Below are 14,141 nucleotides of genomic sequence, written 5' to 3'. Positions count from 1 at the left end.
CGCTTTACAGCCTGATACGACTGCTGTCATGGCGCCGTTCTGATTTTGCACATGTTTTCAAAATATATATTCCCGTTCTTCCAATACCTGTGGCGCACCCTGAGCATGGGGCTGGACGTCGTGCGCGGCCTGACGTGGTCCGAAACGCGCGACCTGCTGCAGTTCGCGCGCCGCCGCGTGCGCGAGGAAAGCCTGCCGCAAGTGGCCGGCAGCCTGACGTTCGCCACCGTGTTCGCGCTGGTGCCGCTGCTCACGCTGGCCCTGGCCATCTTCACCACCTTCCCCCTGTTTAATACCTTCCGCCACGCGCTGGAAGACTATTTCGTGCAAAGCGTGATGCCCAAGGGCATCTCGAACACCATCCTCGACTACCTGACGACGTTTGCCTCGAAGGCGACGCGATTGTCGGCCATCGGTGCGGGCGCCCTGATCGTCACCTCGGTGGGCATGATGGGCTTGATCGAGCGCGTCTTCAACCGCATCTGGCGCGTGCGCCAGGAGCGCCGCTGGACCAAGCGTTTGCTCGTCTACTGGGCCATCGTCACCCTGGGGCCGCTGCTGGTGGGCGTGTCGCTGACGGTGACCTCGCGCCTCTTCATGGCCACCAGCGGCGTGGTGGGCGCCGTGCCGTTCATCGGCGCCGTGTTTTACACGCTGGTGTCGATCGGCCTGACCATGCTGGCGTTTACCTTGCTCTACATCGCCGTGCCGAACCGCGACGTGGACTGGCGCGACGCGGCCTGGGGCGGCTTGCTGGCGGCGCTGGCGTTCGAGGTGGCCAAGCGCGGCTTCGGCGAATTCATCCAGGAATTCCCCACCTATTCGCGCATTTATGGCGCGCTGGCCGCCTTGCCGCTGTTCCTCGTGTGGATATACCTGAGCTGGATGATCACCCTGGTGGGCGCCTTGCTGGTGGCCGCCTTGCCCGTCGTGAAATACGAGCGCTGGTGGTACGAAGCGGCACCGGGCAGCGAATTCGTCGACGCCGTCGCCATCCTGAAAGTGCTGCACCAGGCGTGCCACTGCGCCGATTCGGCCCTCGTGGGCGCGGCCGAGATCCGCCGCAGCACGCGCCTGGGCTTCGAAGAGATGGAAACCCTGCTCGACAAGATGGTGCAGCAGGGCTGGGTGGGACGGGTCAACGTGGACGGCGCCGTGCGGGTACAGTGGGGCAAGCGCGTGGCCGACAGTTCCGACCACTGGGTCTTGCTGGGCAACGTCAACCGCATCAGCCTGGCCGACGTCTACCGCCTGTTCGTCTTCGGCGGCATGCGCGTGAACTCCGGCTATCCGGCCGGCTCCACCAACGAGCGCGACATCAAGGCGGCGGAAGAGGCGGCCGCGCTGGCCGCGCAGGTGGAAAACGCCGTGGAGCAGGGACTGGGCCTGAGCCTGGCGCAGCATTTCGGGGAAGTGCGCTGCAATTGACGGGCCCGGCGGTGCGCGCGCTGCCTGCATCTGCCCCGCGCGATAGCGACGCATGTCATAGACTGGTCACCGAAGGCCGGTAAGCTTTCCTCTCCATTCATCTTGTAGAGGAAGCAAATATGCGTTGTCATTTGAGCGGTTTGAATTGGAGCCGCGGCTTGGCCATCGTGATGGTGAGCGGCATGCTGGCTGCCTGCGGCGGCAGTTCCTCTGCGGCTCCCGACGCGGTGCCCAAGGAGGGGGAGGGACTGCCGCACCAGCTTGTCGGCTGGGCAGCGTTGCCTGACACGGCGCGCTGGCCGGGGCCGGTTTCCGGACAGTTCACGGCCGCGGCGCTTGGCGTCAGCCCGCCGTTTGCCAATGGCGTGCCGATTCCGGGCTTCTCCGCTCTGCTGAGGAATGACGACGGCAGCTGGACTGCCATGGCCGACAATGGCTACGGCGCCAAGGGCAATTCGGCCGATTTCGTGCTCGGCCTGTATAACGCCAGCATCAACTTCCGCACGGACGCAGACGCCAGCAAGACGCCGGGCAGCATCAAGATCAACAGTTTTCTCGCCTTCAACGACGCCAGGGGTTTCTTAAACGACGGCAAGGGCATCGACCTGAAAATCACGGCCGACTATGTCAACTACCCAAGCAACACCTCCGGCGGGCTGGTCTTTTCCGACAGCGGTATCGCCGTCGATGCGCGCATTCGCGCGGGCCGCCTGCTGACCGGTTTTGACTTCGACATTGAATCGCTCGCGCGCGCCGCCGATGGCACCTGGTTCGTGGGCGAGGAGTTCGGCCCGTATATCCTGCACTTCGACAAAAACGGCACGCTCATGGGCGATCCCGTTCCCCATCCCTTCCTGCGCAGCCCGGCCAATCCGGAAGTGCTGGGCAAGGGCGCCAGCATCACCCTGTCAGGCAGCCGCGGTTTCGAAAGCCTGGCCTATAACGCCGACCGCAGCCTGCTCTACGCGGTGCCGGAAGCGGCGCCAAGCGACCCGTCCCTGCGGCCCGTTACCGCGGATGAGCGCTACCTGAACATCTTCGAGTTCGACCCCGCCGCCATGCGCTATACCGGCAAGAACCTCGTGTACCGCAAGGATGGCGCGGCCAAGGATAATGGCGTCGTGATCGGCGACATGACCAATGTCGGCGGCAGCAAGTTCGTGCTCATCGAGCGCGACGGCTTCTGGGGCGCCAAGGCCGTGATCAAGCGCCTGTACCTGGTCGACCTGAAGGAGAAAGATGCTGATGGCGCCCTCAAGAAAACGCTGCTGGTGGACTTGCTGAATATCTCCGACCCCAAAGGCATCGGCGGGCAGGCGAGCAATATGCCCGTGGGTAAGTTCAGCATGCCTTTCGACTCGGTGGAGAGCGTTGAAGTCCTCGATGCCCACACGCTAGTCGTGGCAATTGACACGAACTACCCCGGTGAAGACGGACGCAAGCCAGGCAAGCCGGACGATACCGAAGTCATTACCCTGCGTTTTGACAAGGCGCTGTTCGATCGTTCCGTCAAGTAAAGATGCACCCGGCCAGCAACGGCGCTCCATGTTGCCGGCCGGGTGCGATATCAGCAGACGGGCCGGCAAGCCGTCACAGCAGCACGGGCCGCAGGACCGCCTGCAGCGCCGCCTTGCTGAACGCGGCCGCATCCTGCGTGCGTACCACGCCCAGATAATACGTGTCCTCGCCGCCGTGCAGGTTCACCAGGCGCAGCTGATGCGGCGCCAGGTGGGTGGCGATGGCGGCCAGGCCTTCGGCCATCGCGTCGCCATCCTCGCGCTGCGCCCACGAAAAATCGCGCAGCGCGGGCAGGTCGATGTGCCGGGCGATGCGCGGCACTTCATCGACCGATTTCCAGTCCAGGGTGGTGCCGTGGCCCAGCGCATCGGCGGCCGTGGACCAGAGCAGGAAGAAACACGCCGCTTCGGGCGTCTCGCCTTCGTATTCCTCTTCCGGGTCGTCATCCGCCAGTTCTTCCAGGGTGATGTCCACGCAGCGTGCGGCCAGTGCCGCATCGCCCAGCAAGAGCAGCGCGGCCAGCGCGCGCAACTGCTCGCGGTCGGCCTTGGCCAGGATCTGCGCCGGCGTGAAACTGCGGCGCTTGGCGGGTTTTTTCTTGCCCAGGCCGATGGACTCGCTCAATTGCGCCGTGATGGCCGCCTTGAAGTTCTCCACGGTGTCGAACTGCTCCAGCAGCTGGCCCGTGAAATCCATGCTCCAGGCCATGCCATCGTTGACCACATATAAAAAGTCGCTTTGCACGGCCACGCCGCGCAGATAGTGGGCGGGCGGATATAGCGGCGTAAACGCCTGCTTGCCATCGGGCGTCAGCATGCAGGCCAGGCCTTGCGCATCGATGGCGAAGATCAGATTCTTGCGCAGCTTGGGCGGCGACGACGTGGTGGCGCTATCGATGGCTTCGTACTGGCAGGGCGCCAGCAGCTCGCCCTGGCTATTGACCAGGCCAAACAGGAAGCGCCCGGCGATGCGCTGGCTGACGATGGCGATTTTCTTCTTCGTGCCGAAATCCTGCACGGAGCTGTAGGAGGCCGGCACCACCACCTTGCCCGTGGTGTCGACCACGCCGTGCACATTGCGCTCGTCGTCATCGCCCGTCTGGCGTTCGATGTCGATCAAACCATCGTCGCGCTGGCAGATGTTGTCCACCCCGTCCATCAGCAGCGCGCCGTCGGGCAGGCGCAGCAGGCGGCTGGCGCCGTCCGGCGCGATTCTCTGTACCAGATGGGGGCTGATGACGTACAGGGCTCCGGGGGACGGCGGCAGCACCACCGTGCCGTTCAGGTCCAGCACGCCGTGTGCATCGGGGGCGTCCGCCGTGGCAAAGGTGATCCAGCCATCGTCCGCGTAGTAAACGCCCAGGTCGACATAGCGCTGCGACAGCGGCACGATCCAGCGGCCATAGGGCGTGACGAGGCCGGTGACGTCCGGTTCAGCGGCGGCGCTGACTGCATAGCACAGCGCGTCTTCCTCCCATCCCGCCACTTCCAGGCCTTGCAGGAACGGTACATCTTCCGCATCGAGTTCCTCGACATCGGCCAGTTGCGCGCTGGCGGACGCCGACCAGTAGCCGGTCGCAGGCGATGCGGAACCAGCGGCCAGCAGCGGCGCCAACGCGTCCCGGTCGCCGCGCTGCAGGGCAGAGTGCAGGGCATGCGCCTCGGCGCGCAGGGCCTCGAGCGCGGCCGCGTACTCCGGCGTGCCGATATCGTGCGCGATCAGCTGCACGCAATCGAGGATCAGCCACGCCTGGCCGCTGGCCAGCAGGCTGCTGATGGCGCTGCGCGCGACGATGGCGGCCGCGTCGCGCGGCCGGTCCATCAGCGCGGACAACGCTTGCCAGCTCGCCTGCGCCTGCGCCATCGGCGCGGCCAGCACGCAGGGGCAGTCTTCGCCATCGCCGTAGATGGGCCAGGCGACTGCTTGCGTGCCGGCGCCGATGAGCAGCTTGAACAGCACGGGTACGTCCAGCCGCCATTCAGCCAGGCCCGTGATCGTCTCGATGTCGAAGCCGGCCTGGCCGGGTAAAAATGCGGTGCCGAACAGGGCTGCGGTATTGATCATTGATATTTATCTAAAAGTAAACGGGGCATTCAGGGCGTGGGCGGCATCACCCAGTGGGCCAGCGCGCTGCGCTCCAGGCCAAGGTGTTTGGCCACGGCGGCCGCCTCGAAGGCCCACAGGCCGTAGTAGCCGCCCAGGCCGTGCGCGCGCAAATGGCCGTTGAACCAGTCTTCGTGCACCAGCGCGCCATGCCAGCTGGCCAGGTAGTGTTGCAGGTGCTCGAGCTGCTGCGCCGGGTCGTCCGCGTCCAGGCACTCGAACAGGGCGGAATAGGGTTCGGCGAAATACCATTCGTCGACGGCGGGACGCTGCGCATCGATGGTCGACAGCAGCGCTTCGTACACGCCGTCTTCGCCATCGAAGGCCGTCTGCAGGGCGGCCAGGCGCATGGCCAGGTCGTGGCGGCCGAACAGCAGGGCCGCGCCCAGCAGCTGCAGGGTGCGCGCATAGTCCGTCAACTGTTCGAAATCAAAGGCGGGCAGGGCATCGTCATCGTAGGCGGCGGCCAGGGCCGCGCGTGCCGCTTCGCAGGCGGCGATGGCCGCTTCCAGCGCCGTCTCCACGTCAGGCAAGGGCAGGCCGGCCGTGTAGCGCAGCGAGAAGACCTGGTAAGCCACGCTGGCGGCGGCGCACGCCCAGTAGGCGGCGTCGCCATCGTCGATTTCCGCCTGCGCCTGGGCGCGTTCGTAGGCGGCCAGCAGGGAGTCGAGGTAGGCCAGGTTGCGGGCAAAATCGAAGGGGGTACCGAAAGGCGCGGGCGGCGTCTGGCGCGGCGCGTGGGGCCACGGTTCCTGCGCTGGCGGACAGGCATCGGCGCATTCGCGCTGAATGGCCCAGTCGGCGAAGATCTGCTGCAAATATTCCGCCGTCTCGTCGTCGTGGGCGATGGCGCCCGCGCCCACCATGGTCGTGCCCAGCAGGGTGTAGCCAGGGAAACGGCTGCTTTCGTAGGCGATGGTGGTCACGCTCTGGATGGTCCTGCCGTCGCTCAGGTCGCGCACGCGGAAGTACACGTCGTCCCAGCCGGCAAGCGGCGGCGCTGGCGCTTCGTTCGGCAGGGTGGCCCAGCTGCCGTCGTCCTGCTCTTCATAGGCATCGAGCAGCTCGTCGAGGCCGCCGGGGCGGTCGATGCGGTTGTTGGCGTCGTATTGCAGGCCCAGTTCGGCCGCAAACGCGGCCGCGTGGCGGCCCTCGAAGACCAGATACAGTGCGCTCGTGGTGCCGACCAGCAGGTCCGTGTGCTGGCCCGCGACGATCAGCGCCTGCGGCAGCCGGCACCATTGGTAGTACGGAATGCCGGCCATCGGGCCGCCTTCTTCCGCTTGCGGGTTATTGAAACGCAGCTGTTGCAGCCAGTTGTAGCGTTCGTGCCGCTCCGCCTCCGTGCCGCTGCCGCGGCCGGTCAATTCTTCAAACAGGGTATTCAACAACATGTGCATCTATCCTAAAAAAAGCGTTCATGCCGCTGCCGCTGCCGTTTGCGCAAACGCAAACAGCGCGTCGAGCACGGCGTCCGGCTGCTCGGCCATCAATTCGTGCCCGCTGTCGACCTGCACCACGGTGCCATGCGCTATGGCCGCTGTCAGCAGCCGGGTCGACTTGGGCGGCGTCATCATGTCGCGCGCGCCGAAAATGAATAAAGTGGGGCAGTGTACCGAAGCGGCGGCGATTTCGCCGTTCGCGTAGGCATTGCAGGCAGAAAAATCCGTGTGAAACACGTGATCGGGGTTGAGGGCGGCGATGCGCTGCTTCAGGCGCCGCGCGCCGCCCATGGCATAGAAGCCGGGGCCGGGAAACGACGGCTTTTGCGCGATCGACGAGTGCGACCAGATATTGACCATGTCGATGGCCGCCTGTTCATCGTTGAGCGACGTTTCCAGCAGCGCCGGCGAGACTTTCATCGGGTAGGTGGAGCCGAGCATGGCCAGGTGGCTGACGCGATCCGGTGCCAGGAATGCCGCTTCCAGCGCGATCAATGATCCCATGCTGTGGCCGATCAGCATGGCCCTGGGTGCGCCGGCCCCGTCCAGCACGGTGAGGATCCAGCGCGCCAGTTCCTCGACCTTGGTTTTCGCCGCGCCGCCGCTGCGGCCGTGGCCCGGCAAGTCGACGGCCAGCACGTTCCAGCCGTGGTGCGCAAAATAACGCGTCTGCAGGGCCCACACGGAATGGTCGTTTTGCGCGCCGTGGATGAAGACGGCCGTGGGCTGGTGCGGGTTGAATGGTTTGCCGCCCGTGTAGCAGTAGGCCGTGGTGTTGTCGATGGTGAGCAGCATGTCAGGCGCCTTTCTGCGACAGTTTCAGGCCACGGGCCAGGTCTTCGATCAGATCGTCTGCGTCTTCCAGACCTACCGACAGGCGCATGGTGCCCTGCGTGATGCCTGCCTGCGCCAGTTGATCGTCGGGCACGCGGAAGTGCGTGGTGGAGGCGGGGTGGATGACGAGCGACTTGGCGTCCCCCACGTTGGCCAGGTGCGAAAAGATCTTGAGGCTGTCGACAAAGCGCTGGCCCGCCGCGCGGTCGCCGCGCAGGCGGAAGGTGAAGACGCCGCCCGCGCCCTTCGGCAGCAGGGTTTTCGCCAGCTCGTAATCGGGATGCGACGGCAGTTCCGGGTAGGACACGGATTCCACGGCCGGATTGGCCAGCAGGAAATCGATGACCTTGCGCGTATTGGCCACGTGGCGGTCCATGCGCAAGCCGAGGGTTTCGATGCCCTGCAGGATGGCGAAGGCGTTGTGCGGGCTCATGACGGCGCCGAAGTCGCGCAAGCCTTCGCGCCGCGCGCGCAGGGCGAACGGTGCCACCGTCGATTCCTCGGCGAAGACCATGCCGTGAAAGCCCTCATACGGTTCGCATAGTTCGGCGAAACGGCCCGTCTGGTCGTAGGCCGCCTGCCAATCAAAAGTGCCGCCGTCGACCAGCAAGCCGCCGATGGCCGTACCGTGCCCGCATAAAAACTTGGTGGCCGAGTGGAACACCAGGTCGGCGCCATGCTCGAAGGGGCGCAGCAAATACGGCGTGGTGAACGTCGAATCGAGCATCAGCGGCAAGTGCTGCTCGTGCGCCAGGGCGGCAATCTGGGGGATATCGAGCACGTCGAGGCCGGGATTGCCCAGGGTTTCGGCAAACAGTACTTTGGTATTCGGGCGGATGGCAGCGCGCCAGGCGTCCACGTCGCGCGGGTCGACGAAGGTCGTCTCGATGCCGAAGCGTTTTAATGTATACGTCAGCAGGTTGTGCGAGCCGCCGTACAGGGCGCGCGAGGCCACGATGTGCGAGCCGGCGCCGGCGATGGTACATAAACCCAGGTGCATGGCAGCCTGGCCGCTGGCCGTGGCGATGCCTGCCACGCCCCCTTCGAGGGCGGCGATGCGCTCTTCCAGCACGGCGTTGGTGGGATTCGAAATGCGCGAGTAGACGTGGCCGGCCCGCTCCATATTGAACAGCGAGGCCGCATGGTCCGAACTCTTGAAGGCAAACGAGGACGTGAAATGGATGGGCGTGGCGCGCGCGCCCGTGGCCGGGTCGGGCGCGGCGCCCGCATGCAGGGATAAGGTATCGAAACCGGGGTATTTCGGGCCGCTCATGGTGTCTCCGCCAAGTTTTATAGTGGCAAGATCGTAACCTGATTTGCAGCTGAGCAAAAGGGCTGCTGTGCAGGGCGCATGGCGCCGTGCTGGCGGACGGTCAGGCTCAGCTCGCGTGTAACCGGCAGTGTAAAAAAAGTGACCGGCGTGGTGCGGCGGTGGTACGATATCGTATCAGCGATATTCGGGCTGTCTTAGCTGTGCGCGTGCGCCGCGCCGCAGGGAAACAGTTGCAAGCGAACGAAATCCTGGGCTTCAGGCGCACTCTCATGCATGTCCACCAGGAAAGATTTTATGCCCGCAATATCGTTCGACGGCTCCCTTGCCGTACCCGGACCCTCTATCGTCGACGGCCTGTGCCAGGCAGGCTGGCTCATGCAAGAGCATTTCATCTCCCCTGAACTGAGCCGCCAGCTGGCCGCCGAATGCGTGCAATCCATGCTCAGCGGCAAGATGAAGGGCGCCGGCGTGGGCAGCGGCCATGCGCCGCTGCTGCAGCCGGACATCCGGGGCGACCATATCGAATGGCTGGAAACGGGCAGGTCAAGCGCGTGCGACCGCTACCTGGCACACATGGAAGCGCTGCGCCTCGTGCTCAACCGTGAGCTGTTCCTGGGGCTGGAAGAGTATGAAAGCCATTTCGCCCTGTACGCGCCGGGCGCCTTTTACCGGGCCCATCTGGACCGATTCCGCGACGACGACAAGCGCACCGTGTCCGTCGTGCTGTACCTGAACGACGACTGGCTGCCCGAGCATGGCGGCGCGCTGCGCCTGCACCCGCAGGATGGCGCTCAGGTGGATATCTTGCCGCAGGCGGGCCGCATGGCCATGTTCATGTCGGGCGAGATGCTGCACGAAGTGTTGCCGACGGCGCGCGAGCGCCTCTCGATTGCCGGGTGGTTCCGCCGCCGGGGCTGATGAAAAGTTGCGCGCAATCCCCCTCGATTTGATTGCGCGCAAGGCTGGATTTTTCCGCAGGCATAGGCTACAGTCGCAGTAAGGGCTTAGAATAACTAAAATACCAATCACGCGGACAGGACGGCCAATATGAAAGTATCTGAAATTCTCCAAGTCAAGGGCAATATCCTCTACACGGTCACGCCTGACCAGCCCCTGCTTGACGCGGCCAATACCATGGCTGAAAAAGACATCGGTTCGCTGGTGGTCATGGAATTTGGCGACCTGGTCGGCATGCTGACCTTCCGTGAAGTGTTGAACGCCTTGCATGAAAACGCGGGCCAGATCGGCGGCGGCACCGTGCGCAAGCACATGGATGACCACCCGATCACCGTGACCCCGGATACGGAAGTCAATGAAGTGCGCCGCATCATGCTGGAAAAGCACGCGCGCTACCTGCCCGTCATGAATGCCAAGACCTTGCTGGGCGTCATTTCCTTCTACGACGTGGCGCGCGCCGTGCTCGAAGCGCAAAGCTTTGAAAACCAGATGCTGAAAGCGTACATTCGCGACTGGCCGGCCGAAACCACCGACTAAGCTTCACTCATGCAGTAAAAACAACGCCGGCGATTGCCGGCGTTTTGCATTCGCGACCAAGGTGCAGCCTATGCGGCCCCCTGCAGCGCCTCGTTGTTCAGCCAGGTGCCCAGCGCCGTGGCCGTCATGGGGCGGGCGAACAGAAAGCCTTGCGCCATCGGGCAGCCCAGCGCCTGCAAAATCTGTGCTTGCCGCTCGTCTTCCACGCCTTCGGCGATCACGGCCAGGCCCAAGTTGCGGCCCAGCTGGATGACCATTTCCGCGATGCTGCTGCCGCGCGCCGATCCCGTGATCTCGGTGACGAAGGCGCGGTCGATCTTCAGGCGGTCCACCTGCAGGCGCTGCAAATAGGACAGCGAGGAAAAGCCCGTGCCGAAGTCGTCGATGGCGATGCTCACGCCCGTCTGCTTGATCTGCCACAGCATCTTGATCAATAAGTCCGGCTCTTCCATGGCCATCGATTCCGTGATTTCCAGCTCGATGAATTCGGGCGGCGCCTGCGTTTCTTCCAGCGCCGCGCGCAGCATTTCCAGGAACAGCGGGTGGCGGAACTGCACTTGCGACACGTTGACGGACATGACGAAGTTGCGGTGGCCCTGCTCGCGCAGCAGCACCAGTTCGCGGCAGGCCGTGCGCAGCACCCATTCGCCGAGGTCGATGATGATGCCCGAATACTCGGCGATCGGGATGAAGCGGTCGGGTGAGATGAACTTGCCGTCCGGCGTCTGCCAGCGCAGCAGCGCTTCGGCGCCTACGGGCCGGCGCGTGGTCAGGTCGATTTGCGGCTGGTACACGACAAACAGCTGGTCCTGGCTGAAAGCCGTGCGCAGCGCGTGCATCATGCGGACTCTCTCTCGGATTTCGATGCCCATGCTGCGCGAAAAATAGAAATGCCCGGCGCGCTGCTGGCTTTTGGCCCGTTTCAGCGCGATGTCGGCATCCTTCAGTGCATCGGCGCCTGTGCCCGCATGTTCGCCCAGGCGCACCAGGCCCAGGGTGGCTGACAGCTGCACGTCCTGGCCATCGATGCAGAACGGCGGCTGGAACAGGGCCAGGATATTGCCTGGGTTGACTTGGGACGAGTCGCCCAGCACGCAAAAGATATCGCCGCCCAGGCGCGCCACCGTCAGCTGCGGCCCCAGCTGGGTTTGCAAGCGGCCCGCCACGGCGATCAGCAGCGTATCGCCGAACTGGTGTCCCAGCGCGTCGTTGGTTTCGGCAAAGTGGTCGAGGTCGACCAGCGACAACGTGGCGTCGTCGCGCGCGGGACCGGCCAGGGTGGCGTCGAGAATTTCCACCAGGCGGGTGCGGTTCGGCAGCTTCGACAACTGGTCGTAGAAGGCGGCGTTGTGCAAGTGCGATACCAGCTCGACGTTGTCCAGGCCCACGGCGACGTTGCTGCAGAATACTTCCAGCAGGCTTTCATCGATGGCGGAAAGGGGGCGCGGCAGCACGAGGTAGGCGGCCGCGTCGCGGCCGGCCTTGCCCGCGAAGTACAGCGTGGCGTAGTCGTGCGCGTAGACATTGCGCCGCTGCGCCAGCGTGTGCTCGATGGCGGCCATCACGCGCGGGTTTTGCAGGCCGCACAGGGCGCTGTGCGGCAGGCTGGAAAAGCTGCCCGTGCAGGCCGAAACGAGCAGCTCCTTGCTGCCATTGTCCTGCAAGTCCTGCACGCACAGCACGCCGTCGGCCCGGGTGCCCAGCAGGTCGGCGATCTGCGCCAGCACGCCGGCCGAGAAATTCTGTACGCCATGCAGCGCCATCAGCTGCGTGCTGGCGTGGACGATACGGTCCAGGCCGCGCCGGCTGCTGTTGATTGAACGGATCTGCTCGTACGAGCGGATGGCCGCCGTTACCGTGGTAAACAGCTTGATGCGCGTCAGTTCGGACTTGGTCTTGTAGTCGTTGATGTCGAAATCGCGGATGGCGTCGATTTCCGGCGCATAGCCGGGCTGGCCCGTGCGCAGGATGATGCGCACGTCCGTCATTTTCAGCGTTTCGCGGATGTAGCGCACCAGGTGCAGGCCCGCATCATCCTGTTCCATGACCACGTCGAGCAGGATGACGGCGATGTCGTCTTCATGCTTGAGCAGTTCGCGCGCCTGGCCGGCCGAATACGCATGCACGAATTCCAGCGGGCGGTGCTGCATTTCCAGATTGCCCAGGGCGAATGTGGTGGTGGAGTGGACGTCTTCATCGTCGTCGATGATCATCACCCGCCAGACGCTGCGCTGTACGACGGCCAGCGGCGCCGCTGGTTGCTCATCGAGGAATACCAGGTCGTCGTGATCGTCCTTGTTGGCGTCAAGGGGGATGATCGGTGCGGGCATGTATAGCTTCTCCAGGATGACTCAATACGGAACGTGAGCACATCAGAAATGTCCATGGCGTTGTTGTACTGCCTCGCCGTACTCGCGTACTGTCTTCGGCAGTACGCCTAGCCCTGGGCATTTCTGATGCACTCTGGAACAACGAAAAACAGCACTCAACTATCGTTGCGTTGCCTCGCCGTACTTGCGTACTGTCTTCGGCAACGACGCCTGGCCCTGGGCATTTTGTGACGTGCTCTCGGCGCAGCCTAAATCTGGGTTGGCGTTCAGTATTGTGTGCCGCGCTCTGATCCAAGTATATAGCTATTTAATAAGCAAAATGTTTTTTTAAGTCTATTCTGTAGGGCAATATTTCTTGCATTGCATGATTGCGACGCTTATTTGGTATTTTTTATGCGAAAAAATAACGCGGGATTTTAAAATGGCGGTTAGGGGCGGGGCGAAAGGCGCGGCGGTAGGGCTGGTGGCGGGTAAATATCGGGCAGTGGCCTGGCATTAGCGGCATGGCGTGCCCCGCAGGCTGGTAGAATTGAGTTTTTCAGTCCTCACACTTCCTATTATGTCCGGCAATTCTTTTGGCAAGCTGTTTACTGTTACCACTTTCGGCGAATCGCACGGTCCGGCCATCGGCTGCGTGATCGATGGCTGTCCGCCGGGCCTGATCCTGTCGGAAGCCGATATCCAGCCCGAGCTGGACCGCCGCAAGCCGGGCACTTCGCGCCACGTGACGCAGCGCCAGGAATCGGATACCGTGGAAATCCTCTCCGGCGTGTACCAGGGCGTGACGACGGGTACGCCCATCGCGCTGCTGATCCGCAATGAAGACCAGCGCAGCAAGGATTACGGCAATATCGCGGAAAGCTTCCGCCCCGGCCACGCCGACTACACCTACTGGCATAAATACGGCGTGCGCGATCCGCGCGGCGGCGGGCGCTCGTCGGCGCGCCTGACGGCGCCCGTCGTGGGCGCGGCGGCCATCGCCAAGAAATGGCTGCTGCAGCAGTACGGCACCACGTTCAAGGGCTGCATGAGCCAGCTGGGCGATATTCCCGTGCCGTTCCAGTCGTGGGAGCATGTGCATGCGAACCCGTTCTTTGCCGCCAGCGGCGACGCGGATCTGATCGCGCGTATGGAAGCGGCGATGGACCAGCTGCGCCGCGACGGCGATTCCATCGGTGCTCGCATCGACGTGATCGCGCAAAACGTGCCGGTCGGTCTGGGCCAGCCCATCTACGACAAGCTCGACGCCGACATCGCCTATGCCATGATGGGCATCAATGCCGTCAAGGGCGTGGAAATCGGCGCCGGCTTCGATTCGGTGGCGCAAAAGGGTTCCGAGCACGGCGACGAACTGACGCCGGAAGGCTTTATCGGCAATAACGCGGGCGGCGTGCTGGGCGGCATTTCGACGGGGCAGGACATCAGCGTGTCGATCGCCATCAAGCCGACGTCGTCGATCCGCACGCCGCGCCGCTCGATCGATAAAGAGGGCAATCCCGTGATGGTGGAAACGTTCGGCCGCCACGACCCCTGCGTGGGCATCCGCGCCACGCCGATCGCCGAAGCCATGCTGGCGCTGGTGCTGATCGACCACGCCCTGATGCACCGCGCGCAATGCGGCGATGTCAGCGTGAATACGCCGAAGCTGAAGTAAATTGGATGTTGTCGGATGACGGGCCTGCGGCCCTGATCCGACCTACGATCTGGATGGTCGTTTTC

The 14,141-nt window shown here is 64.0% G+C and carries 10 protein-coding genes; 5 read left to right on the top strand and 5 right to left on the bottom strand.

All coding sequences use genetic code 11. From position 1 onward, the window contains the following. Window positions 1-51: 51 nt before the first annotated feature. Window positions 52-1,428 (top strand): YihY family inner membrane protein, encoded by a 1,377-nt coding sequence (locus tag AC3RCG_RS17135; RefSeq protein ID WP_227741983.1) that lies wholly within the window; start codon window positions 52-54, stop codon window positions 1,426-1,428. A 167-nt stretch (window positions 1,429-1,595) separates the two neighbouring features. Continuing rightward, window positions 1,596-2,945, top strand: coding sequence for an esterase-like activity of phytase family protein (locus tag AC3RCG_RS17130; RefSeq protein ID WP_492403001.1), 1,350 nt, complete (start codon window positions 1,596-1,598; stop codon window positions 2,943-2,945). A gap of 73 nt (window positions 2,946-3,018) precedes the next feature. On the opposite strand, the gene AC3RCG_RS17125 is transcribed toward AC3RCG_RS17130, so the two are convergent. From AC3RCG_RS17125 to AC3RCG_RS17110, 4 genes are read right to left on the bottom strand one after another with little or no spacing between them, the layout of a single operon-like run. Beyond that, window positions 3,019-5,010: a DUF6630 family protein gene (locus AC3RCG_RS17125; protein ID WP_121669767.1), complete on the bottom strand. Its 1,992-nt coding sequence runs from the start codon at window positions 5,008-5,010 to the stop codon at window positions 3,019-3,021. A 29-nt stretch (window positions 5,011-5,039) separates the two neighbouring features. Next, entirely contained in the window at window positions 5,040-6,443 is a 1,404-nt protein-coding gene (locus AC3RCG_RS17120) for a PoNe immunity protein domain-containing protein (protein ID WP_492402950.1), read from the bottom strand. A 24-nt stretch (window positions 6,444-6,467) separates the two neighbouring features. After that, window positions 6,468-7,286 carry an alpha/beta fold hydrolase gene (locus tag AC3RCG_RS17115; protein WP_492402952.1) on the bottom strand — a complete coding sequence of 273 codons (819 nt, stop codon included), beginning with the start codon at window positions 7,284-7,286 and terminating at the stop codon, window positions 6,468-6,470. A gap of 1 nt (window position 7,287) precedes the next feature. Then, a complete protein-coding gene (locus AC3RCG_RS17110) occupies window positions 7,288-8,598 on the bottom strand; it encodes an O-acetylhomoserine aminocarboxypropyltransferase (protein WP_492402954.1) in 1,311 nt (436 codons plus the stop codon). A 294-nt stretch (window positions 8,599-8,892) separates the two neighbouring features. Between AC3RCG_RS17110 and AC3RCG_RS17105 the strand changes: the two genes are divergently transcribed. After that, window positions 8,893-9,516 carry a 2OG-Fe(II) oxygenase gene (locus AC3RCG_RS17105; RefSeq protein ID WP_070291630.1) on the top strand — a complete coding sequence of 208 codons (624 nt, stop codon included), beginning with the start codon at window positions 8,893-8,895 and terminating at the stop codon, window positions 9,514-9,516. A 129-nt stretch (window positions 9,517-9,645) separates the two neighbouring features. Continuing rightward, a complete protein-coding gene (locus tag AC3RCG_RS17100) occupies window positions 9,646-10,092 on the top strand; it encodes a CBS domain-containing protein (RefSeq protein ID WP_010398828.1) in 447 nt (148 codons plus the stop codon). 68 nt (window positions 10,093-10,160) lie between these two features. Here the strand turns inward: AC3RCG_RS17100 and AC3RCG_RS17095 are convergent, their stop codons facing one another. Further along, on the bottom strand, window positions 10,161-12,422 hold the full coding sequence (locus AC3RCG_RS17095) for a putative bifunctional diguanylate cyclase/phosphodiesterase (RefSeq protein WP_099410229.1): 2,262 nt from the start codon (window positions 12,420-12,422) through the stop codon (window positions 10,161-10,163). A 559-nt stretch (window positions 12,423-12,981) separates the two neighbouring features. On the opposite strand from AC3RCG_RS17095, the gene aroC reads away from it, so the two are divergent. Next, a complete protein-coding gene (gene aroC, locus AC3RCG_RS17090; protein ID WP_070224428.1) occupies window positions 12,982-14,076 on the top strand; it encodes a chorismate synthase in 1,095 nt (364 codons plus the stop codon). The last annotated feature ends 65 nt before the right edge of the window (window positions 14,077-14,141 follow it).

The organism is Janthinobacterium sp. GW823-FHT01H08 (assembly GCF_058797855.1).
Note: the sequence above shows the minus strand (reverse complement) of the source record. Positions and strands in the feature narration are given on the sequence as shown.